Consider the following 22,068-nt stretch of genomic DNA (forward strand, 5'->3'; position numbering starts at 1 on the left):
TGCCACCCGGGGTGTCAAGAGCCAGCGGCTGGTCAGAACGCCGGCCCGGAGGGGCTGGAGCACCCGCTGCGGTAGCCGGCGGTTAGCGTGAGCGGGTGCAGCGCCGAGGACCGGCTCCCGATGTCGACAGCGCCCCTGACGAGCAGCAGCGGTGGCGGGCGCTGGTGGTGTGCCTGGTGGCGGGGGCGATGACGCTGCTCGACGTCAGCATCGTCAACGTGGCCCTGCCGGCCATCCGGGAGGGTCTGGGCGCCGGCCCGAGCGCCATCAGCTGGGTGGTGGCCGGCTACGCCCTCGCCTTCGGCGTGCTGCTGGTCCCGGCGGGACGTCTGGGCGACGCCCGCAGCCGCCGTGGCGTGTTCGTCGCCGGCGTGGTGCTGTTCACCGTCTCCAGCGCGCTCTGCGGAGCGGCGCAGGACCCGGTCTGGCTGGCGGTGGCCCGGGTGCTGCAGGGCCTGGGCGGCGGGCTGATCTCGCCCCAGGTCTCGGGATTCATCCAGACCATGTTCCGCGGCGCCGAGCGGGGTCGGGCCTTCGGGCTGTTCGGCGCGACGGTCGGCGTGTCCACCGCGATCGGGCCGCTGCTGGGCGGCGTCCTGGTCAACGCCGGGGGCCCCGACCTCGGCTGGCGGCTGGTGTTCTACGTCAACGTGCCGGTCGGCGTCGTGCTGGTGCTGCTGGCGCTGCGCTTCCTCCCCCGCGGCTCGAGCGGGCAGCGGCAGTCGCTGGACCCGGTCGGCGTGGTGCTGTTCACCACGTCGATGCTGCTGCTGCTGTGGCCGGTGGTGCAGGGCGAGCAGGGCACCCCGCTGAGCCGGCGGCCGTGGTGGCTGACGGGGGTGGCGCTCGGCCTGCTCGTGCTGTTCTGGTGGTGGGAGCGGCACTGGACCGCCCGCGGCCGGGAGACGCTGGTCGACCTCAGCCTGCTGCGCGTCCGCTCCTTCATGAACGGGCTCGGTCTGGGCACCTTCTACTTCGCCGGGTTCACCGCGCTGTTCATCGTCCTCACGCTCTACCTGCAGGAGGGGCTGGGCTACACCGCGCTGGAGGCCGGGCTGACCCAGCTGCCCTTCGCCGTCGGATCGGCGGTCTCGGCGTTCGGCGCCGGCCGGCTGGTCAGCCGCTACGGGCGCCGGCTGGTCGTGATCGGGCTGGTCGCGGTGCTGGCCGGCCTGCTGGCGGTGGACCTGATGACCCCGCGGCTGGAGGGGATGGAGGGGCTCAAGCTGGCCCCGGCCCTGCTGCTGGCCGGGCTCGGCGGCGGGCTGGTCATCTCCCCCAACGTCACCCTCTCCCTGGAGGAGGTGGACGTGGCCCGGGCCGGCGCCGGCGGCGGGCTGCTGCAGACCGCGCAGCGGGTCGGCTCGGCGATCGGGGTGGCGGTGGTGCTGGCGATCTTCTTCGACGCCGCCACCGCCAGCGGCGGGGACCTGGCCGAGGCGCTGTCGGTCAGCCTGCGCACCACGATCGGGCTGGTGCTGGTGGCGCTGCTGCTGGCGCTGCTGGATCTTCGGCGCCGGGTCGGCAGCGACTGACCCGCCGGGTCGGGCGCGACCCGGTCGCCGGTGAGAGGATGGACGGGTGAGCGATTCCCTGAAGTCCCGCATCCGCGCCGACATGACCGCGGCCATGAAGGCCCGCCAGACCACCCGCACCCGCACCCTGCGGTCGGTGCTGGCCGGCATCTCCCAGGCCGAGACCGCCGGCGAGGAGGCCGTGGAGCTCAGCGACGAGCAGGTGCTGGACGTGATCGTCCACGAGGCCAAGAAGCGGGCGGAGTCGATCGAGGCCTACGAGGCGTCGGGGCGCGAGGAGCTCGCCGCCCAGGAGCGCGAGGAGGCCGAGGTGCTCGCCGGGTACCTCCCCGCAGCGCTGAGCGAGCAGGAGATCACCGAGCTCGTGCGTGCGGCCATCGCCCAGACGGGGGCCGCCGAGCAGGGCATGCGCGCCATGGGCAAGGTGATGGGCGTGCTGACACCGCAGACCAAGGGGCGCGCCGACGGAGCGCAGGTGGCGGCCGAGGTGAAGCGGCAGCTGCAGGGTTAGTACGGTGTGGGCCGCCCGCACCAGTCGAGGAGGACCGATGGCCACCGGCCTGTTCCGCACGAAGTCGATCGAGCAGAGCATCCGCGACACCGAGGAGCCGGAGCACCAGCTCCGCAAGAACCTCGGTGCCCTGGACCTCGTCGTCTTCGGCATCGGCGTCTGCATCGGCGCCGGGATCTTCGTGCTCACCGGCCAGGCGGCGGCGAGCAACGCCGGTCCGGCCATCGCGCTGTCGTTCCTGATCGCCGGGCTGGGCTGCGCCCTCGCCGCACTCTGCTACGCCGAGCTGGCCTCCACCGTGCCGGTGGCCGGGAGCGCCTACACCTTCACCTTCGCCACTATGGGCGAGTTCCTGGCCTGGATGATCGGCTGGGACCTCATCCTGGAGTTCACGGTGGGCGCCGCCGCCCTGGCCACCTCCTTCAGCCAGTACCTGCAGGTCCTGCTGGCCGGCACGCCGTTCGCGGTGCCGCACGCGCTGGCCTCGGCCGAGGACGGCGTGCTCAACCTGCCGGCGGGCCTGCTGGTGGTCGGCCTGACGGTCGTGCTGGTGACGGGGGTGCGGCTGTCGAGCCGGATCAACCAGGTGGTCACCGCCATCAAGCTGCTGGTGGTGCTGGCGGTGGTCGTGGTGGGTGCGTTCCTGGTCAAGGTGTCGAACTGGAGCCCGTTCATCCCGCCGGCCGAGACCCCCGCCCCCACCGAGGGCGGCGCCCTGCACCTGCCGCTGGTGCAGTTCCTCTTCGGCCTGGAGCCCAGCGTCTTCGGCATCGGCGGGGTCTTCGCCGCCGCGGCCATGGTGTTCTTCGCCTTCATCGGCTTCGACGTGGTGGCCACCACCGCCGAGGAGGCCCGCAACCCGCAGCGCGACCTGCCGATCGGCATCCTGGGCTCGCTGGCCATCGTCACCCTGCTCTACATGGCGGTGTCGCTGGTGATCACCGGCATGCAGAGCTTCCGCGACATCGACCCCGACGACGGGGCCCCGTTGGCCAACGCCTTCGTCGCCGCCGGCTGGCCGATCATGGCCGACCTGATCGCGATCGGCGCCTGCATCGGGCTGATCGTGGTGTGCATGATCCTCTTCCTCGGCCAGACCCGGGTGGGCTTCTCGATGGCCCGCGACGGCCTGCTGCCGGGCTGGCTGGCCCGCACCCACCCGCGGTTCGGGACCCCCTACCGCTTCACCCTGGTGGCGGGCCTGGTGATCGCCGTGGTGGCCGCCCTGGTGCCGCTGTCCACGCTGGCCGAGCTGGTCAACATCGGCACGCTGGCCGCCTTCATCCTCGTCTCGATCGGGGTGGTCGTGCTGCGCCGCACCCGGCCGGACCTGCCGCGCTCGTTCCGGGTGCCGTGGGTGCCGGTGGTGCCGGTGCTGGCCGCGGTCATCTGCTTCTACCTGATGCTCAACCTCAACCTCGACACCTGGATCCGCTTCGTGGTGTGGCTGCTGATCGGCGTGGTCGTGTACTTCGGCTGGTCCCGCCGTCACAGCCGGCTCAACAAGGCTTGATGGGCGCAAGAACTCGCGTATGAGGCGGACGGCTCGCCGTGTCACCCCCGGGACCACGGGCCAGACCCTGATGGCAACCGAGGAGGGTTCGTGATGGCGATGCCGAAGTGGCACGAGTTCATGGCACCGATCTTGAAGGTGATGTCTGATGGGCAGGTGCGAGATCGCAGCCAGATCACCGAGCTGGCGGCCGACCTCGCGGGAGTGACGCCAGAAGAACGACGAGTCACCCTGACCACAGGGCAGCCGATGCACGCCAACCGTGTCGGCTGGGCCATATCCCACCTGACGAAGGCCGGTGCGCTTGCTCGCCCCGAGCGCGGCACCTACGTGATCAGCGATGTGGGACGGCAGCTGTTGGCAACCCATCCCGGCGTCTCCCGCGCAGATGTTGCGATGGTGACCGGCTACCGGCGGGTGCGCACACTCACGACCGGTACCGACAGCGACGTCGGCGAGACAGTGGTGGAAGCACTCGACCCCCGGGAACTCATCGACCAGGGAATCAAGCAGATCAACGCCGAGGTGGCGTCAGAATTGCTGGCTCGTCTGCACGCGAAGAGCCCGGCCTTCTTCGAGGACGCAGTAGTTCGGCTCCTCGTTGCCATGGGGTACGGAGGTGCGGATGGACAGGCGACCGTCACACAGCAGTCCAACGACGGGGGCATCGACGGGATCATCGACCAGGACACACTCGGTCTCAACCGCGTGTACGTGCAGGCCAAACGATATGCCGTCGACAGCTCTGTGGGTCGCCCGGAACTGCAGGCCTTCGTCGGTGCTCTGAGTGGGAAGGCCGACGGTGGAGTATTCATCACCACGGGCAGGTTCAGTGCAGGGGCTCGCGAGTACGCGTCCAGTGTTCCGACTCGGATCGTTCTGATCGACGGGCAGCGACTGGCCGCCCTGATGATCCGCTACGCAGTGGGTGTGCAGGCCAAGCAGACCGTGCACATCGTGGAGATCGACGAGGACTTCTTCGAGTAGTGATTGCCAGGGCCGCCATCCGTTGGCGGGAATGCGGTGAACCCTGGTCCTGGATCAGCCGCCGGACAGCCGGTCCAGCGCGGCGAGCGGCGCCTGGGGGTCGCGGGCCGTGCCGGGGTCCGTCCGGTCGCGCCAGACCGGGCGGCCGGCGGCGTCCAGCAGCACGCTGACCCGGTGCGCGCAGCCCTGCTCGGCGTCGAAGGCGTCGTGGGCGCGCGCCAGCTCGCCGTGCGGCCAGTGGTCGGAGACGAGCTCGAGCCGCAGCCCGAGCTGGTCGGCCCAGGCGCGCTGGGTGTAGGTGGAGTCGCAGGAGACCGCCAGCACCCGGCAGCCCCGGGCGGCGAAGGCGTCCGCGCGCTCGGACAGGGCGCTCAGCTCGTGGCCGCAGACGGGTGTGCCGGCCCAGGGGAAGAAGACCAGCAGGGTCCAGTCCGCGGTCAGCGGGTCGAGCTCGACCGGCTCGCCGTGCTGGTTGGTCAGCACACCTGCGTGGGGAACGCGCTCCGACGAACCAGAGTCGGCGACCCGTCCCGCGACCCGTGGCTCAACGACGGGTGCCCTTGGGGCGCACCAGCTTGCTGGCGGCCCAGTCCTCCGACAGCGTCGCGGTGCTGGTCAGGCTGAGCCCCGCCGTCAGCGCCCCCTCGGCGATGTCGGCCGGGTCGACGTAGCCCTCGCGGCCGACCTTCGGGGTCATCAGCCAGATGAAACCGTTGGAGCCGAGGTCGGTGAGCGCCTCGACCAGACCGTCGACGACGTCACCGTCGCTGTCGCGCCACCACAGCAGCACGACGTCCACGGCCTCGACGGCCTCCTCCACGAGCTCGCCGTCGACCGCGTCCTCGAGCGCGATCCGCAGGTCGTCGTCCACGTCGTCGTCCCAGCCGAGCTCCTGGACGACCATCCCCCTCGTGACGTGCAGCCTCTCCGCCACCGGGAGGGTCTTCCTCCCGGAGGGTCCTGCGTTGGTGCTCACCCGGCCTCCCCCTGCGTCTCCTGCCTGTGCCCACAGCGTGCCAGAGGTGGACCGTGGTTGGGAACACCCCCTCCCCCGCGCGGGCGCGCCGCGCGCACAGGGGCACCCTCGGGTGACGGACAGGATTACGGAACGTTGGCGGGAAGTGACAGACTGGCGGGTGGACGCGTGCCATGACCTGGGACGCCTCGTCCTCCCTAGGGGACACGATCGACACAGCGATAGGAGCCTCATGGCACGCCCTGGCGAGCGCCCCGGCATCACCGCCGAAGGAATTCCCAGCCAGCTCCCGGACATCGACCCGGAAGAGACCCAGGAGTGGCTCGACTCCCTGGACGGCATGCTGGACGAGAAGGGCAAGCAGCGCGCCCGGTACATCATGCTGAAGCTCCTCGAGCACGCCCGCGAGCGCCAGGTGGGCCTGCCGGCCCTGCGCAGCAGCGACTACATCAACACGATCCCGCCCGAGGACGAGCCGTGGTTCCCCGGTGACGAGCACATCGAGCGCCGGATCCGGGCCTTCATCCGCTGGAACGCCGCGGTGATGGTCTCCAAGGCCAACCGCAAGGGCCTCGAGGTCGGCGGCCACATCGCCTCCTACCAGAGCGCGGCCAGCCTGTACGAGGTCGGCTTCAACCACTTCTTCCGCGGCAAGGACCACCCCGGCGGCGGCGACCACGTCCTGATCCAGGGCCACGCCTCCCCCGGCATCTACTCCCGCGCCTTCCTCGAGGGCCGGCTCACCAGCGACCACCTCGACTCCTTCCGCCAGGAGGTCTCGCGCGGCCGCGGCAACGGGTTGTCGTCCTACCCGCACCCGCGCTCGATGCCGGAGTTCTGGGAGTTCCCGACGGTCTCGATGGGCATCGGCCCGATGAACGCGATCTACCAGGCGCGCTTCAACCGCTACATGCACCACCGCGGCATCAAGGACACCTCCGACCAGCACGTGTGGGCCTTCCTCGGCGACGGCGAGATGGGCGAGCCGGAGTCCCTGGGTGCGATCGGCGTGGCCGCGCGCGAGGGGCTGGACAACCTCACCTTCGTCATCAACTGCAACCTGCAGCAGCTCGACGGCCCGGTCCGCGGCAACGGCAAGATCGTGCAGGAGCTGGAGGCCCAGTTCCGCGGCGCCGGCTGGCACGTCATCAAGGTGCTGTGGGGCCGTGACTGGGACCCGCTGCTGGCCGCCGACTCCGACGGCGTGCTCGTCAACAAGATGAACACCACGCCGGACGGGCAGTTCCAGACCTACTCGGTCGAGGACGGCGCCTACGCCCGTCAGCACTTCTTCGACGACCCGCGGCTGCAGAAGATGGTGCAGCACATGTCCGACGACGAGATCAAGAAGCTCTCGCGTGGCGGGCACGACTACCGCAAGGTCTACGCCGCCTTCAAGGCCGCCAGCGAGCACGTCGGGCAGCCCACGGTGATCCTGGCCCAGACGGTCAAGGGCTGGACGATCGACGCCCTCGAGGCCAAGAACGCCACCCACCAGATGAAGAAGCTGACCACCAAGGACCTCAAGACGTTCCGCGACCGGCTCTACCTGCCGATCCCGGACTCCGCCCTGGAGGACGCCTACAACCCGCCGTACTTCCACCCGGGCGCGGACTCCGACGAGATCCAGTACATGCTCGAGCGGCGCCGCAAGCTCGGCGGCTTCCTGCCCGAGCGCCGGGTGCGGCCGCGCACCGTGCAGCTGCCCGGCGACAAGGTGTACGCGCCGCTGATGGAGCCGGTCAACGCCAAGGTGGCCACCACCCAGGCCTTCGTCCGGCTGCTCCGCGACCTGATGCGCGACCCCGAGATCGGCCGTCGCATCGTGCCCATCGCCCCCGACGAGTTCCGCACCTTCGGCATGGACTCGATGTTCCCGACGGCGAAGATCTACAACCCGCACGGGCAGAACTACGAGTCGGTGGACCGCAAGCTGCTGCTGTCGTGGAAGGAGTCCTCGGAGGGCCAGCTGCTGCACGAGGGCATCTCCGAGGCCGGTGCGCTGTGCTCGACGACCGCCGCGGGCTCGGCCTACGCCACCCACGGCGAGCCGATGGTGCCGGTGTTCATCTTCTACTCGATGTTCGGCTTCCAGCGGGTGGGCGACTTCATCTGGGCGATGGCCGACCAGCTCGGCCGCGGCTTCCTGATCGGCGCCACCGCCGGCCGCACCACGCTGACCGGCGAGGGGCTGCAGCACGCCGACGGGCACTCCCCGCTGCTGGCCAGCACCAACCCGGCCGTCGTGCACTACGACCCGGCGTTCGCCTTCGAGATCGCCCACATCGTCCGTGACGGCCTGCGCCGCATGTACGACTACGAGTCGAGCGAGCACCCCGGTGGCGAGGACGTCATCTACTACCTCACGGTGTACAACGAGCCGGTCCCCCAGCCGGGCCCGGAGGAGGACGTCGACGTGGAGGGCATCCTCCGCGGCATGCACCTCTACCGGGGCTCCGAGGCGAGCGGCGACCGGGCCCGTGCCCAGCTGCTGGCCTCCGGTGTGGCGGTGCCGGCGGCGCTGGACGCCCAGCGGATCCTCGCCGAGGAGTACGCCGTGGACGCCGACGTGTGGTCGGTGACGTCGTGGAACGAGCTGCGCCGTGAGGCGCTGGCGGTCGAGTCCTGGAACTTCGACCACCCGGGCGAGGAGCCGCGGACCCCGTGGGTGACGGCCAAGCTGGCCGGTGCCGAGGGCCCGCTGGTGGCGGTCAGCGACTACATGCGGGCCGTGCCGGACCAGATCCAGCAGTTCGTGGACGCCCCCTGGCACTCGCTGGGCACCGACGGGTTCGGCTTCGCCGACACCCGCGCGGCCGCCCGCCGGTTCTTCCAGGTCGACGCCCAGTCCATCGTGGTGGCCACGCTGGCCGCGCTGGAGAAGCAGGGCGCCTACCGTGCGGGTGCGGCGGCGGAGGCCTACGAGCGGTTCGCCCTCGGCGACCCCACCGCCACCTACGGCGTCACCCAGGAGGGTGCGGGCGCCTGAGCGGCGACCTCCCCGCGGTCGGTGAACGGGTCTCGCTGCGGTACCGGATCACCGGTCCGGGGCCGGGTCTGACCGACGCGGTCGGCGACGTGCTCGCCGTGGACGGGTCCGGGCTGCTGGTCCGGACCCGTCGCGGCGAGGTGCGCGTCGAGCGGTCGGCGGTGGTGGCCTGGCGCCGCGTGCCGCCACCTCCGGGCGTCCCCGCCCTGCACCGCCGTGCCGACGCCGAGGAGCTGTCCCGGCTGGCCGCCCGCGGCTGGCCGGCGGTCGAGGAGGAGGCGCTCGGCGACTGGCGGCTGCGCTGGGCCGACGGCTGGACCCGGCGGGCCAACTCGGTGCTGGCCACCGGCGGGCCGGGCCGCTCGCTGGCCGGCGCCCTGCACCAGGTCCGCCGCTGGTACCGCGACCGCGGCCGACCCGCCCTGCTGCAGCTCTCCGACGGCGCCCTGGCCCCGGTGCTGGAGCCGGAGCTGGTGGCCCAGGGGTTCACGCCGGCGGAGGAGACGTGCTTCCTCACCGCGACCGCGGCCGACGTGGCGCGCGACGCCCCCGGCCTCACCCGGTGGTCGGACCACCTGGAGCCGGAGTGGCTGGCTGCCTTCGCGCGCCAGCGTCCGGTCGACACCCCCGCGGCCGCCACGGTGCTGGCCGGCAGCGGCGCCCGCTTCGCCCGGATCGAGCAGGACGGGCGCATCGTGGCGGTGGGACGGCTGACGACCGAGCCGCCCTGGGCGGGGCTGACCGGGTTGTGGGTGGAGCCGGCCTCCCGCGGCCGCGGTCTCGGTACGGCCCTCACCGCCGACCTGGCGGTCCGCGCGGTCGAGCTCGGCTGCGCCGCCCTGCACCTGCAGGTGCTGCCCGACAACACCCCCGCACTGGCCCTCTACCGCCGGCTCGGCTTCGAGGAGCACCACCGCTACCGCTACTGGTCCCTGGACGAGACGGCGCCGACGGGTGGCCCTCGCGGCTGAGAGGCTTCGGCCCGAGCCCTCCTCGACGAAAGGTCCCGATGCGACGCGCCCTGGTGCTGCTGGCCGGAGTACTCGCGTGCTGGTGGTCCGCCCTCCCCGCGGGCGCCTACCCCCCGCCGGACACGGTGGCCGAGCTGGTGGAGCGGCTCCGGCAGGACCCGGTGCAGGTGAACACCATGATGGGCGCGGGTCGCACCGCCGAGGTGGACGCCCTGATCACCGAGGCCGCCGCCCGCGCCCCGCTGCCGGTCTACGTCGTGCTGGACCTGGCCCCCGACGAGCTCGAGGGCCGCGAGCAGCCGGCCGAGGACCTGGTCCCGCTGCTCTCGGCCGAGCTCGGTGAGGGGCTGTACCTGGTGGAGCTGGGCTCCACCGCCGAGTCGATCATCGGCTCGCAGGAGCTGGCGGTGGTCGGCCAGGACGAGACCGAGGTCCTCAGCAACGCCTACCAGGGCAGGTCGCTGGCCCGTGAGCTGGCCGATCCCGGGTACCCCACGACGGCGATGCAGACCTACCTTGCGGTGCTCTCGGTGGCCGACGGCGGGGTGGACGAGGTGGACACCGACGCCGTGCGCAGCTCGGGCTGGCTGGTCGAGACCGACCTCGGCGAGCACCTCGAGGCCGTCGACGAACGGCTCATCTTCACCGGCGTGGTCGCCCTGGGCACGCTCAGCGCGGCCGCCGGCTCACGGCTGCGCACCTCGCGGGCGCGGCGCCGGGCCGGGGTGAGCCAGCCGCTGCCGCGCCGGCTGCTGGCCACGGCCGCGGCCCTGGCGCTGACCACGGGGACGGCGACCGCCACCTGGGTGCTGATGAGCCAGCGCATCCCTCCGCCGCCCGTCGCCGGCGACCAGTCGCTGGCGGCGGCCGAGGCCTTCGAGGCGGGGGCGCGGGTGTGGGTGAGCCCCGACCTGCAGGGGTGGATGACGCCGGAGCGCCAGGCCCGCCTGGAGGCGCTCGCCGAGGACGCGGTGGTGCCGACCCGGGTGGCGGTCTGGTACCCCACGCAGGACGGGGACGGCCTGCTGGAGGTGGCGTGGACGACCGGCCAGCCGGGGCTGTGGGTCTCGGCCAGCCCCGACGAGGTGGACGCCTTCGACTTCCGGCTGTCCGGGGACACCTACCACTGGGCCGACTCGCTGGACGCCGAGGCGGGCTCGGACCGCATCACCTTCATGGTGTCCGAGCTCATCCGCGACAGCGACGAGGAGGGGCCGCGGGAGGTCCGCCCGTTCCCCCGCAGCGACTACTACGGCGGTTCGCTCGGTGCGGTGCTGGCGGTGGTGCCGGTGACCGGGCTGCTCGTCGTCCCGGTCGGGCTGGTGCTGGGGCTGGTGCTGGCCTCGCCGACCGTGCGCCGGCTGAAGCGCAAGGGGCCGCAGGTCGAGCCGTCCCAGTGGCTGCCGGAGCCGGCGCCGGTGTCCCGCCGCCCGACCGGCCGGCCGGGCGACCGGCCCGAGGCCCGCAGGCGGCCCGTTCCGGAGCGCCCGGTCCCCGGGCGTCCGGCCGACCGCGGGCGGCCCGTCCCCGAGCGCCCGGTCCGCGAGCAGCAGACCGACCGGGAGCAGCCGGTCGCCGCTGAGCCACTGGCTCCTCCGGCGGCCGCCGCGGCGGCGGGTGCGGCGGCGGGTGCAGCGGCGGCGGCAGCAGCGGCAGCAGCGACGGCGGCGGCGGGCGCACCCGCCGCGGGGGCAGGGGGGCTGCGCCCGCGGCCGCTGGCCGAGGTGAGCTCCTGGGAGGTGTCCGGCTGGCGACGCTCGGCGGAGTTCGAGGTGGGGAACCTGGAACGCACCCTGCGCTTCCTCAACCCGACGGCCGCCGCCACCGAGGCCGCCACGGCCGCCCGGCGCCACGCCGAGGCGGCGCAGACCCTGGTCGGCTCCGACAACCCCGCCGACCACCTGGGCGCCCTGGTGCTGGCTCGACGGGGTGCCGCCGCGGCCGCCGCCGCGACCGCGGGACGGGCGTGGGAGGCCGCGCCCGGGTGCTGGTCCTCGCCGCTGCACCCGGCCGCGACCGAGGAGCGGACGATCGCCGGACGCGCGGTGCCCTGCTGCCGGGCCTGCGCCGCCTCGGTGGACGCCGGCCAGGAGCCCGAGGTGCTGGCGCTGCCCGGCCCGGACGGCCCGGTGCGCTACCACGACTCGGGCGCCGAGCCGTGGGCGTCGACGGCCTACGGCGCGCTGGAGCCCGACCTGCCCGGACGGCTGGCCCGCAGCTAGTCCTGGGCGGGGGCCAGGCTCAGCTGCAGCAGCCGCTCCCCCTCGGCCTGCCCCAGGTCCGCCGGCCGGGACCGGCCGGTGAGGGCGTCCACCACCAGCAGCCGGCCACCGTGCACGGCCAGCAGCGAGCTGCCGTCCGCGCTGAACGCGAAGGTGCTGGCCGGCTCGACCGCGAGCGCGCTCTGCTCGTCCCAGACCGCCACCGGCCAGGAGCGGTCGGTGGCCACCAGCTGCAGCTGCGCCCGGTCCCGGCCGCGGACCACCACCGCCACCCGGCGCCCGTCGGGCGAGATGCGCCCGGGGTCGGCGGCGTCGCGGGGCCAGCCCGGCACCGCCCGCCGCTCACCGGTGCGCTGGTCGAGGAGCACCTGCACGCAGTAGTGCCACGGGCCGCACTCGCTGATGAGCAGGTGGTTCGGTCCGACGGCCAGCAGCCGTCCCGTGCTGAGCTGCGTCCGGCCGTCCTCGCCGAGCCGCCAGAGCCCGCGACGGTCCTCCTGCAGCAGCCCGCCACGACCGTCCGAGGTCACCCGTCCCCCCTCGGCGGGGACCGTCCCGGGCAGGTCGGCACCGTTGAACAGCACCCGGAAGAAGCGGGTCCGGTCCTCGCCCGGCTGGTCGGCCAGGTACAGCGAGGACCCGGGCCCGGGCAGCACCGTGCGGGAGCGTCCGAAGCGCCAGGCGGGCCCGGCGGGGAGCTCGCCCCACACCAGCGCGGCCGCCCCCGCCCGGCGCGGGTCGGCGTCGAGCACCAGCACGCCGTCGGGGCCGGCGATCAGCGCCGACGACCCGCCCGGCACCGGCAGCCGCACCGGGGTGCGCAGCACCCGTCCGGTGCCGAGGTCGACCGCCAGCACGGCGCGGGCGGTGCGTAGCCAGGCCACCTCACCGCGGCCGCCCGGCAGCACCGGGCCCGCCCCGGCGAGCTCGACGGGCCGGGGGTCGGCCTCGGCCGGCGGCGGGGCGCTGGGCATCGGCACGGGCGGAGCGGGAGGCGTCGAGACGCGGGGAGCCGGTGGTGGTGGGGGCGCGGGATCGCCGGTGCGGCCCAGACCCAGCACCACGGCGACGACCGCCACCACCACGGTCAGCAGCCGTGCCCCCCACGGCGAACGTCCGGCCTCGAGGACGTCGCGGTCGTCGTCGATGACGTCCACTCCCCCAGTATGCGCGCGGGCCCCCGACCCGGCGCCCGGACGGCCCGCCGGCCCCCGCCGTCAGCGGGTGGTCCAGGCCAGCAGCTCCTCGACCGGCCAGGTGTTGACGATCCGTTCCGGCGGGATCCCGGCCGCCTCGGCCCGGGCCGCCCCGTAGGCCTGGAAGTCGAGCTGGCCGGGGGCGTGGGCGTCGGTGTTGATGCTGAACAGGCAGCCGGTGTCCACGGCCAGCGCCAGCAGCTCGTCGGGCGGGTCGCAGCGCTCGGGCCGGGAGTTGATCTCGACCGCCACGTCGAACTGCCGGCAGGCCTCGAAGACCACCTCGGCGTCGAACTGCGAGGGCGGGCGGGTGCCCCGCTCCCCCTCGACCAGCCGCCCGGTGCAGTGACCCAGCACGTCGGTGCGCCGGTTCGCGATCGCGGTCACCATCCGCATCGTCATGGTCTCGGAGTCCGAGCGCAGCTTGGAGTGCACGCTGGCCACCACCACGTCGAGCTCGTCGAGCAGGTCCGCCTCCTGGTCCAGGGTGCCGTCCTCGTTGATGTCGACCTCGATGCCGCGCAGCACCCGGAACGGCGCGAGCTCCTCGTTCAGCTCGGCCACCGCCGCCAGCTGCTGACGGAGCCGGGCCGGGGTGAGCCCGCGGGCCACGGTGAGCCGTGGCGAGTGGTCGGTGATGGCGCAGTACTGGTGGCCGAGGGAGCGGGCGGTGGTCATCATCTCCGTCAGCGGGCTGCCGCCGTCGGACCAGTCGGAGTGGCAGTGCAGGTCGCCGCGCAGCGCGGCCCGGACCCGGTCACCTCCCTCGACCAGGGGCGCCTTCTGCTCGCGCAGCCCGGCCAGGTAGTCCGGCACCCGGCCGTCGAGGGCCTGGCTGATCACCGCCACCGTCTTGGGGCCCAGGCCGGGGACCTCCGCCCAGCTGCGGCGACGCTGCCGGTCCTCGCGTTCGGCGGCCGTCATGGCGGCCACCGTGGCGGCGGCCCGGCGGTAGGCCTTGACCCGGTGGGTGTCGGCCCGGCTCCGCTCGAGCAGGAAGCCGATCTCGTGCAGGGCCTCGACGGGATCCATGTCAGCTCCTCCTGGTTCGGGGTCGGGGGCGTCCGGTGAGGGCCTCGGCGGCCGGGACGGTCTGCGGCGGCCAGCGCAGGGCACGCAGCCGTCCCACACCCCACCACCCGTAGCCCACGGCGAGGAAGCCCACGCTCAGGTAGAGCACGTAGTCGGCGAAGCCCGGTGAGGCGGGGTCGAGGAAGGGGTAGAGCGCCTCGCCGCCGGCGACGTAGGTGACCAGGTACAGGACCGGGACGGCGAGCCAGGCCAGCGGCCACCACCAGGCCAGCAGCTGGTTGCGTCCCACCAGCAGCCAGTCGAGCGCGGCCAGGCAGGGCACCACGACGTGGGTGAGGAGGCTGACCGGTTGGCTGTAGTCGCCGCCGAGCAGCAGGGCGTAGACCACCAGGGTGACGGTGGCGTAGGTCGTGGCGGCCCCGCGGGCGACGCCCCAGCGGGTCTCCAGCGCCCCGCCCAGCACCAGCGGGGCGAGCAGCGAGCCGGTGGCCGTCAGCGCCACGGCCAGCGTGGACACCTGGGTGAAGTAGGCCAGGTTCGCCCACTGCACCCGGCCGTCGTCCAGCAGACCCATCCCCACCCCGAGCCAGCCGCAGCCGGCCAGCAGCATCCGCCACAGGGTGACCGCCGCCAGGCTGGGGCCCTCGACCCGCGTGGGGACCCGCACGGTCGTGGTCGGCATCCGGCTCCTCGCTCGTCCGGCGCTCCCTGCGGCGCCGGTGACCATCCTCCCACCCCGCCCGGGCCGATAGGGTCGCCAGCATGGCCGGGGGCAGGAGCAGCGAGCGGGGCGCGGGTCCGTCGCCGCGCACCCGCGCCGCCATCGCCCGGCGGCTGGCCGCCGCCTCGGGCCGGATGACCACCGCCGCGGTGGCCGAGATGGACGCCCGCCACCCCTGGTTCTCCGCCCTCGACGCCGAGAAGCGGTCCTGGATCACGCTGGTGGCCCAGGCCGGCATCGACGGGTTCGTGCGCTGGTTCAGCGACCCCGACGCCTCCGCCACCACCGGAGCCGACGTCTTCGGCACCGCGCCGCGGGCGCTGGCCCGGGCGATCTCGCTGCAGCAGACGGTGGAGCTGGTGCGGACCACCATCGACGCGGTGGAGACCCAGCTGCACGAGGTGATGCCCCGCAACGACCGGGCGCACCTGCAGGTGGCGATCACCCGCTACAGCCGCGAGGTCGCCTTCGCCGCCGCCGAGGTGTACGCCCGGGCGGCGGAGATGCGCGGCGCCTGGGACGCCCGGCTGGAGGCGCTGGTCGTCGACTCGGTGCTGCGCGGGGAGACCGACGAGACCGTGCTGTCGCGGGCGTCCACGCTGGGCTGGCGCTCCACCCAGTCCGTGGTGGTGGTGATCGGCGCCGACCCCGACCGCGACAACGCCCTCGACGACGTCCGCCGCCTGGCCCGGCAGCGCCACCTCGACGTGCTGGCGGCCGTGCAGGGCGACCGGCTGGTGGTGGTGCTGGGCGGTGAGGCGCTGGCCGACGGCGACGCCGCGGTGACCGAGGCCACCCACCTGGTCGCCGCCTTCGGCCCCGGACCCATCGTGGTGGGTCCCGTGGTGGAGCACCTCGTCGACGCCGCCCGGTCGGCCCGGGCGGCCGTGTCCGGACTCCGTGCCGCGGTGGCCTGGCCCACCGCACCCCGCCCGGTGGGCACCGACGACCTGCTGCCGGAGCGGGCGCTCTCCGGCGACGGGCACGCGCGCCGGGCGCTGGCCACCGACGTCTACGGCCCGCTGGCGGCCGTCAACGGCGACCTGCTGGACACGCTGACCACCTTCCTGGACTGCGGCTCCTCCATGGAGGCCACCGCCCGCGCGCTGTTCGTGCACCCCAACACGGTCCGCTACCGGCTGAGGCGGATCCACCAGGTGACCGGCTTCAGCCCCACCGACCCCCGCGAGTCCTACGTGCTGCGGGTCGCGCTGACCCTGGGACGCCTGCAGCGCTGAGGACACGAGCGCTGAGGCGGGGCACGGGGGGCTGAGGCGGGGCGCGAGGGCTGAGGCGGGGCGCGAGGGCTGAGGCGGGGCACGAGGGGCTGAGGCGGGGCACGAGGGGCTGAGGCGGGGCGCGTAGCGTGGCGGCGTGCAGACCTTCCTGCCCTACGCCGACTTCGCGGCCAGCGCCCGGGTGCTGGACCAGCGCCGGCTGGGCAAGCAGCGGGTGGAGACGCTGCAGGTGATGCGGGCGCTCACCGTCGCCGGCTACGGCTGGCGGCACCACCCGGTGGCCAAGATGTGGCGCGGGCACCGCGGCTCGCTGATGGACTACCAGGTGGCGGTGTGCGCGGAGTGGGTCTCGCGCGGGTTCGGCGACACCTGCCTGGAGTCGACGCTGGCCGAGCTGGCGCTGCCGTCGCTGGTCGACCCCGAGACCGACGAGCTGGCGCAGTGGCGCCGCGGCGAGCACCGGCCGCCGTGGTGGCTGGGCCAGGAGGCCGTGCACCGCTCGCACCGGTCCAAGCTGCTGCAGAAGGACCCGGCCCACTACGGCCCGCTGTTCCCCGGCACCCCCGACGACCTCGACTACGTCTGGCCGGGCCCGGACGTCCGTCCGCTGTGACGAGGCGTTTGTAGGGTCTCCACAAGATCCCCCGGCCATCTTGGTGATGTCCCTCCGCGCGGGCGGGGGGCCGAACGGGGAGAGTGGACCTGTGCTCGCCATCGTCGCGCCCGGACAGGGCGCCCAGACCCCCGGATTCCTCAAGCCCTGGCTGACGGAGTCCTCCTTCGCCGACCGGCTGACGTGGCTGTCGGCGGTGGCCGGGCTGGACCTCGTGCACTACGGCACCGAGGCCGACGCCGAGACCATCCGCGACACCGCCGTGGCGCAGCCGCTGCTGGTGGCCGCCGGGCTGCTCGCGTCCCTCGAGCTGTTCCCCCACCCCGCCGACGCGTTCGGCTTCACCGGCGTGGCCGCCGGGCACTCGGTGGGTGAGCTGACCGCCGCGGCCGGGGTCGGCGTCATCCGCGCCGAGCAGGCGATGGTGCTGGTGCGCGAGCGCGGCCGGGCGATGGCCGAGGCCAGCGCCGCCCGTCCCACCTCGATGACCGCCGTGCTGCGGGGCGAGCCGGAGGAGGTGCTCGCGACCCTCGAGCGGCACGGGCTGACCGCGGCGAACCACAACGGCACCGGGCAGGTGGTGGCCGCCGGGACGACCGAGCAGCTCGCCGCCCTGGCCGCCGACCCGCCCAAGGGCGCCCGGCTGGTGCCGCTGAGCGTGGCCGGGGCCTTCCACACCGTGCACATGGCGCCGGCGGTGGCCCACCTGGAGAAGCTGTCCAAGGCCATCACCACCTACGACCCGCGCATCCGGCTGCTCTCCAACGCCGACGGCCAGGTCGTCCAGCACGGCCGCGAGGTGCTCGACCGCATCGTCCGCCAGGTCGCCAACCCGGTCCGCTGGGACCTCTGCCTGCAGACCATGGCCGACCTGGGCGTCACCGGGCTGCTCGAGGTGCCGCCGGCCGGCACGCTGACCGGCATCGCCAAGCGCAACCTCAAGGGGGTCGAGGTGTTCGCCCTCAACACCCCCGACCAGATCCCCGACGCCCTGGACTTCGTCCGCAAGCACGGCGCCGACCAGGTCTCCAACGGCCAGCACGCCAACCCCACCTGGCGCCTGGTGGTGGCTCCCGGCAAGGGTGAGTTCGTCCGCACCGAGGGCGTGGACGTCGACGAGGTGCTGCCGCCGGCCGCCACCGTGGGCACCGTGGCCAACCTCCGCGAGGAGATCCCGGTCAGCGCCCCGCACGGCGGCGTGGTGGTCGAGTGGCTGGTCGAGGACGGCGACCCGGTCTCCCCCGGTCAGCCGCTGCTGCGGCTGCACCCGGTCGTGGAGACCGTGTCGGCGGCCGAGGTCAACCGGTGACGGGGACCCTCCAGGCGTCCAGCGGCGCGCCCTACGCGCGCATCCTCGGGGTCGGCGGGTACCGCCCGCGCAGGGTGGTCGACAACGCCGAGATCTGCACCATGATCGACTCCACCGACGAGTGGATCCGCACCCGCTCGGGCATCGTCGAGCGCCGCTGGGCCGCCCCCGACGAGACGGTGGCGATGATGGCCGGCGAGGCCGCGCGCAAGGCCATCCAGCGCTCGGGGGTCGAGGCCGGCCAGATCGACTGCGTGATCGTCTCCACCGTCAGCCACCTGCACCAGACCCCGGCGGTCGCCCCGCTGATCGCCTACGACGTCGGCGCCGCCAGCGCAGCCGCCTTCGACATCTCGGCCGCCTGCGCCGGGTTCTGCTACGCCACGGCGATGGCCGACGCGATGATCCGCAGCGGCGCGGCGACCTACGTGCTCGCCATCGGCGTCGAACGGCTGAGCGACCTCACCGACCGATCCGACCGCGGCACGGCGTTCATCTTCGCCGACGGCGCCGGGGCCGCCGTGATCGGCCCCAGCGACGTGCCCGCGATCGGGCCGGTGGTGTGGGGCTCCGACGGCGAGAAGGCGCCCACCATCTACCAGACCCAGGGCTGGGACGAGGTCGTCGGCCCGCACGGCGAGGCCCGCGAGGGCGAACCCCGCTTCCCCACCCTGCGGATGGCCGGGCGGGACGTGTTCAAGTGGGCCTCCTACACCGTGGCCGAGAAGGCCCGCGAGGCGCTGCAGCGCTCCGGCATCGCCCCCGAGGAGCTGGACGCCTTCATCCCGCACCAGGCCAACGACCGCATCACCACCGCCATGACCCGTACCCTGGGCCTGCCCGACGACGTGGTCGTGGGGCGCGACATCGTCCACCAGGGCAACACCTCGGCGGCCTCCATCCCGCTGGCCATCGAGGCCCTCTACGAGGAGGGGGCGGTCCGCTCCGGCCAGACGGCGCTGATCATCGGCTTCGGCGCCGGGCTGGTCTACGCCGGCCAGGTCGTGGTGCTGCCGTGAGCCCCACCCCCACCCAGATCCACCGTCGAGCTTGCGACGGCGTGTCACCCGACACACCCCCGAGGGTCGGCCGTCACCGCGGCTGACCACGGAACCACCGAGCGCCCGTCCCGGGTGCGCACCCACAGCGCCCGTCCGCGGGCGACTACGAAGGAGAGCTGATGGCCACCACCGAAGAGATCCGCGCCAAGCTGGCCGAGATCGTCAACCAGGTCGCCGGCGTGTCCGCCGACGACGTGCAGCTGGACAAGTCCTTCACCGACGACCTGGACGTCGACTCGCTGTCGATGGTCGAGATCATCGTGGCCGTCGAGGACGAGTTCGACGTCGAGGTGCCCGACGAGGAGGCCAAGAACCTCCGCACCGTCGGCGACGCCGTGGCCTACATCGAGCGCGCCCGCGCCTGAGCCCCTCGCCGGCCGCCCGGTCACCGGGCGGCCGGCTGCCGGCCGCACCACCTCCCCGCACCACCCGCCGTCCCTCCCACCACCGCAGGAGCACAGCCATGAGCAGCCGTTCCGTCTCCGGTCGCACCGTCGTCGTCACCGGTCTCGGCGCCACCACACCGCTGGGCGGCGACGTCCCCAGCACCTGGGCCGGTCTGCTCGCCGGCCGCTCCGGCGTGCACCTGCTGACCCAGGAGTGGGCCCAGCCGCTGCCCGTCCGGATCGCCGCCGAGGTCGCCGTCGAGCCCGAGACCGTGCTCGAGCGGGTCGAGGCCCGGCGGATGGACCGCAACACCCAGCTGGCCACCGTGGCCGCCCTCGAGGCGTGGGCCGACGCCGGCCTGGAGGTCAAGGACGAGCGCGTCGACCCCGACCGCTTCGGCGTCTCCATCGCCACCGGCATCGGCGGCCTGCACACCCTGCTCAACACCTGGGACGTGCAGAAGGAGAAGGGCCACCGACGGGTCAGCCCCTTCGCCATCCCCATGCTGATGGCCAACGCCTCCGCCGGCAGCGTCGGTCTGCGTCTCGGCGCCCGCGCCGGCGTGCACACCCCGGTGGCCGCCTGCGCCTCCAGCAACGAGTCGATCGCCCAGGGGCTGGACATGATCCGCCTCGGCCGCGCCGACATCGCCCTCGTCGGCGGGACCGAGGGCGTCGTGCACCCGCTGCCGCTGGCGACCTTCGCCCAGATGCAGGCCCTCAGCAAGCGCAACGACGAGCCCGAGCGGGCCTCCCGGCCCTGGGACGTCGACCGCGACGGCTTCGTCCTCGGCGAGGGCGCGGTGATGCTGGTGCTGGAGACCCTCGAGCACGCCCGCGCCCGCGGGGCCCACATCTACGCCACCCTGGCCGGGGCCGGCTACTCCAACGACGCCCACGACATGGTGCAGCCCGACCCCCGCGGCGTCGGGCAGAGCGCGGCGCTGACGCACGCCCTCGCCGACGCCGGGCTGACCGCCCGCGACGTCGTGCACGTCAACGCCCACGCCACCTCCACCCCGCAGGGCGACGTCACCGAGGCGCTCTCGATCCGCAAGGCCCTCGGCGAGGCCACCGACCAGGTGGTGGTGACCGGCACCAAGTCGATGACCGGTCACCTGCTGGGCGGCGCGGGGGCGCTGGAGTCGCTGGCCACGCTGCTGGCCCTGCAGCACCGCACGGTGCCCGCCACCATCAACGTCGACACCATCGAACCCGACCTGGGCATCGACGTCGCCACCACCGTCCGGGAGCTGCCCGCCGGCGACCTGGCCGCGATCAACAACTCCTTCGGCTTCGGCGGGGCCAACGTGTCGGTCCTGTTCACCAACGAGCACGCCGACGCCCCGCGTCCGACCCAGGCAGGAGACCAGGCATGAGCACCACCGCCGCACCCGCACCGGCCGCCAAGGCGAAGCTCCCCCGCGAGGAGGACCCCCGCAACCCCAACTTCCGGCTGGCGAACCTGCTGGACGAGGGCTCGGTGGAGCTCATCACCCCCGACGACGACTCGGGCATGCTGGCCGCCACCGGCACCATCAACGGCTGCCGGGTGGTCGCCTTCTGCTCCGACCCCACCGTGATGGGCGGGGCCATGGGCATGGACGGCTGCGACGTGGTCGTGCGCGCCTACGAGCGCGCGATGGCGGACCGCGTCCCGGTCATCGGCATCTGGCACTCCGGCGGCGCCCGGCTGGCCGAGGGCGTCCTCAGCCTGCACGCGGTGGGCCGGATCTTCCACGCCATGACCACCGCCTCGGGCAAGATCCCGCAGATCTCGATCGTGCTCGGCTTCGCCGCCGGCGGCGCCGCCTACGGCCCGGCGCTGACCGACGTGGTGATCCTGGCTCCCGAGGGCCGCATCTTCGTCACCGGTCCCGACGTGGTCCGCTCGGTCACCGGCGAGGACGTCGACATGCTCCGCCTCGGCGGTCCCGACGCGCACGGCCGCCGCTCCGGGGTGGTGCACGTGGTGGCCGACGACGAGGCCGACGCCATGGCCCGCGGCCGGCTGCTGACCACGCTGTTCGCCAGCCAGGGCACGGTCGGCGAGGTGGCCGACGTCGACCTGGCCGAGTTCATGCCCGACTCCGCCCGCCGCGCCTACGACGTGCACCCGCTGGTGGACGGGCTGCTGGACGAGGGCTCCTCGATCGAGCTGCACGCCCGGTGGGCGCCCAACGTGTCGGTGGTGCTGGGCCGCTTCGGCGGACGCACCGTCGGGGTGGTGGCGAACAACCCGCTGCGGCTGGGCGGCTGCCTGGACTCCCTCAGCGCGGAGAAGGCGGCCCGCTTCGTGCGGATGTGCGACACCTTCGGGGTGCCGCTGCTGGTGCTCGTCGACGTGCCGGGCTACCTGCCCGGGGTCGGCCAGGAGTGGGACGGCGTGGTCCGCCGTGGCGCCAAGCTGCTGCACGCCTTCTCCGAGTCGGTGGTGCCCCGGATCACCCTGGTCACCCGCAAGGCCTACGGCGGCGCCTACATCGCCATGAACGCCCGCTCCCTCGGCGCCACCAAGGTGCTCGCCTGGCCGGGTGCGGAGATCGCGGTGATGGGTCCGGTGGCCGCCATCCGGGTGCTGCACCGGCGCAAGCTGGCCCAGGTGCCCGAGGACGTCCGCCCGCAGGTCGAGGCGGAGCTGGCCGCCGAGCACGAGCGCATCGCCGGCGGGGTGGAGAAGGCCGTCGAGATCGGCGTGGTGGACGAGATCGTCACCCCCGACCGCACCCGCACGGCGCTGGCCGCCGCCCTCCGCGAGGCCGACCACGGCCAGCGCGGCGAGCACACCAACATCCCGCTGTAGCCGGC

The 22,068-nt window shown here is 73.7% G+C and carries 18 protein-coding genes and 1 pseudogene; 14 read left to right on the forward strand and 5 right to left on the reverse strand.

The genetic code is table 11. The features are described from left to right. The first annotated feature begins 95 nt into the window (after nt 1-95). From GC722_RS15730 to GC722_RS15745, 4 genes are all read left to right on the forward strand, one after another. Nucleotides 96-1,535 carry an MFS transporter gene (locus GC722_RS15730; protein ID WP_197430206.1) on the forward strand — a complete coding sequence of 480 codons (1,440 nt, stop codon included), beginning with the start codon at nt 96-98 and terminating at the stop codon, nt 1,533-1,535. 46 nt (nt 1,536-1,581) lie between these two features. After that, a complete protein-coding gene (locus GC722_RS15735) occupies nt 1,582-2,046 on the forward strand; it encodes a GatB/YqeY domain-containing protein (RefSeq protein WP_331714950.1) in 465 nt (154 codons plus the stop codon). Nucleotides 2,047-2,083: 37 nt separating this feature from the next. Continuing rightward, nucleotides 2,084-3,559 (forward strand): amino acid permease, encoded by a 1,476-nt coding sequence (locus tag GC722_RS15740; protein ID WP_156611659.1) that lies wholly within the window; start codon nt 2,084-2,086, stop codon nt 3,557-3,559. Between the two features lie 93 nt (nt 3,560-3,652). Further along, complete coding sequence (locus GC722_RS15745; RefSeq protein ID WP_156611661.1) at nt 3,653-4,546, forward strand: restriction endonuclease; 894 nt, start codon at nt 3,653-3,655, stop codon at nt 4,544-4,546. Nucleotides 4,547-4,600: 54 nt separating this feature from the next. On the opposite strand, the pseudogene GC722_RS15750 reads toward GC722_RS15745, so the two are convergent. Then, nucleotides 4,601-5,035, reverse strand: a pseudogene (locus GC722_RS15750) (redoxin domain-containing protein); the annotation flags it as partial. 55 nt (nt 5,036-5,090) lie between these two features. After that, nucleotides 5,091-5,522, reverse strand: coding sequence for a DUF3052 domain-containing protein (locus tag GC722_RS18640; protein ID WP_408609323.1), 432 nt, complete (start codon nt 5,520-5,522; stop codon nt 5,091-5,093). 232 nt (nt 5,523-5,754) lie between these two features. Between GC722_RS18640 and aceE the strand changes: the two genes are divergently transcribed. The 3 genes from aceE to GC722_RS15770 are packed head-to-tail and all read left to right on the forward strand — an operon-like array spanning nt 5,755 to nt 11,704. Then, nucleotides 5,755-8,511, forward strand: a complete 2,757-nt coding sequence (aceE, locus tag GC722_RS15760; protein ID WP_156611668.1) for a pyruvate dehydrogenase (acetyl-transferring), homodimeric type — start codon at nt 5,755-5,757, stop codon at nt 8,509-8,511. Continuing rightward, the gene (locus GC722_RS19385) at nt 8,508-9,482 is read left to right on the forward strand and encodes a GNAT family N-acetyltransferase (protein WP_456298121.1); all 975 of its coding nucleotides are present in this window, start codon (nt 8,508-8,510) and stop codon (nt 9,480-9,482) included. The genes aceE and GC722_RS19385 overlap by 4 nt, the downstream gene beginning before the upstream one ends. Nucleotides 9,483-9,520: 38 nt before the next feature. Continuing rightward, nucleotides 9,521-11,704: a hypothetical protein gene (locus GC722_RS15770; protein WP_156611672.1), complete on the forward strand. Its 2,184-nt coding sequence runs from the start codon at nt 9,521-9,523 to the stop codon at nt 11,702-11,704. Here the strand turns inward: GC722_RS15770 and GC722_RS15775 are convergent. From GC722_RS15775 to GC722_RS15785, 3 genes are read right to left on the reverse strand one after another with little or no spacing between them, the layout of a single operon-like run. Next, entirely contained in the window at nt 11,701-12,861 is a 1,161-nt protein-coding gene (locus GC722_RS15775; RefSeq protein WP_156611674.1) for a hypothetical protein, read from the reverse strand. The genes GC722_RS15770 and GC722_RS15775 overlap by 4 nt on opposite strands. A gap of 60 nt (nt 12,862-12,921) precedes the next feature. Further along, nucleotides 12,922-13,932: a PHP domain-containing protein gene (locus GC722_RS15780; protein WP_156611676.1), complete on the reverse strand. Its 1,011-nt coding sequence runs from the start codon at nt 13,930-13,932 to the stop codon at nt 12,922-12,924. A 1-nt stretch (nt 13,933) separates the two neighbouring features. Then, on the reverse strand, nt 13,934-14,614 hold the full coding sequence (locus tag GC722_RS15785; RefSeq protein ID WP_156611678.1) for a Pr6Pr family membrane protein: 681 nt from the start codon (nt 14,612-14,614) through the stop codon (nt 13,934-13,936). An 80-nt stretch (nt 14,615-14,694) separates the two neighbouring features. Here GC722_RS15785 and GC722_RS15790 point away from each other — a divergent pair, with 80 nt between their 5' ends. From GC722_RS15790 to GC722_RS15820, 7 genes are all read left to right on the forward strand, one after another. Next, nucleotides 14,695-15,891 carry a PucR family transcriptional regulator gene (locus GC722_RS15790; RefSeq protein ID WP_156611681.1) on the forward strand — a complete coding sequence of 399 codons (1,197 nt, stop codon included), beginning with the start codon at nt 14,695-14,697 and terminating at the stop codon, nt 15,889-15,891. Nucleotides 15,892-16,027: 136 nt separating this feature from the next. Continuing rightward, nucleotides 16,028-16,504, forward strand: a complete 477-nt coding sequence (locus tag GC722_RS15795) for an MSMEG_6728 family protein (RefSeq protein ID WP_331714951.1) — start codon at nt 16,028-16,030, stop codon at nt 16,502-16,504. Nucleotides 16,505-16,595: 91 nt separating this feature from the next. Continuing rightward, nucleotides 16,596-17,813, forward strand: a complete 1,218-nt coding sequence (locus GC722_RS15800; RefSeq protein ID WP_331714952.1) for an acyltransferase domain-containing protein — start codon at nt 16,596-16,598, stop codon at nt 17,811-17,813. Beyond that, nucleotides 17,810-18,832, forward strand: a complete 1,023-nt coding sequence (locus GC722_RS15805; RefSeq protein ID WP_331714953.1) for a beta-ketoacyl-ACP synthase III — start codon at nt 17,810-17,812, stop codon at nt 18,830-18,832. The genes GC722_RS15800 and GC722_RS15805 overlap by 4 nt, the downstream gene beginning before the upstream one ends. A gap of 161 nt (nt 18,833-18,993) precedes the next feature. After that, on the forward strand, nt 18,994-19,239 hold the full coding sequence (locus tag GC722_RS15810) for an acyl carrier protein (RefSeq protein ID WP_269449894.1): 246 nt from the start codon (nt 18,994-18,996) through the stop codon (nt 19,237-19,239). Between the two features lie 98 nt (nt 19,240-19,337). Then, nucleotides 19,338-20,639, forward strand: coding sequence for a beta-ketoacyl-[acyl-carrier-protein] synthase family protein (locus tag GC722_RS15815; RefSeq protein ID WP_156611686.1), 1,302 nt, complete (start codon nt 19,338-19,340; stop codon nt 20,637-20,639). After that, nucleotides 20,636-22,063: an acyl-CoA carboxylase subunit beta gene (locus GC722_RS15820; protein WP_156611688.1), complete on the forward strand. Its 1,428-nt coding sequence runs from the start codon at nt 20,636-20,638 to the stop codon at nt 22,061-22,063. The genes GC722_RS15815 and GC722_RS15820 overlap by 4 nt, the downstream gene beginning before the upstream one ends. Nucleotides 22,064-22,068 lie beyond the last annotated feature (5 nt).

The organism is Auraticoccus cholistanensis (genome assembly GCF_009742705.1).
GTDB lineage: Bacteria > Actinomycetota > Actinomycetes > Propionibacteriales > Propionibacteriaceae > Auraticoccus > Auraticoccus cholistanensis.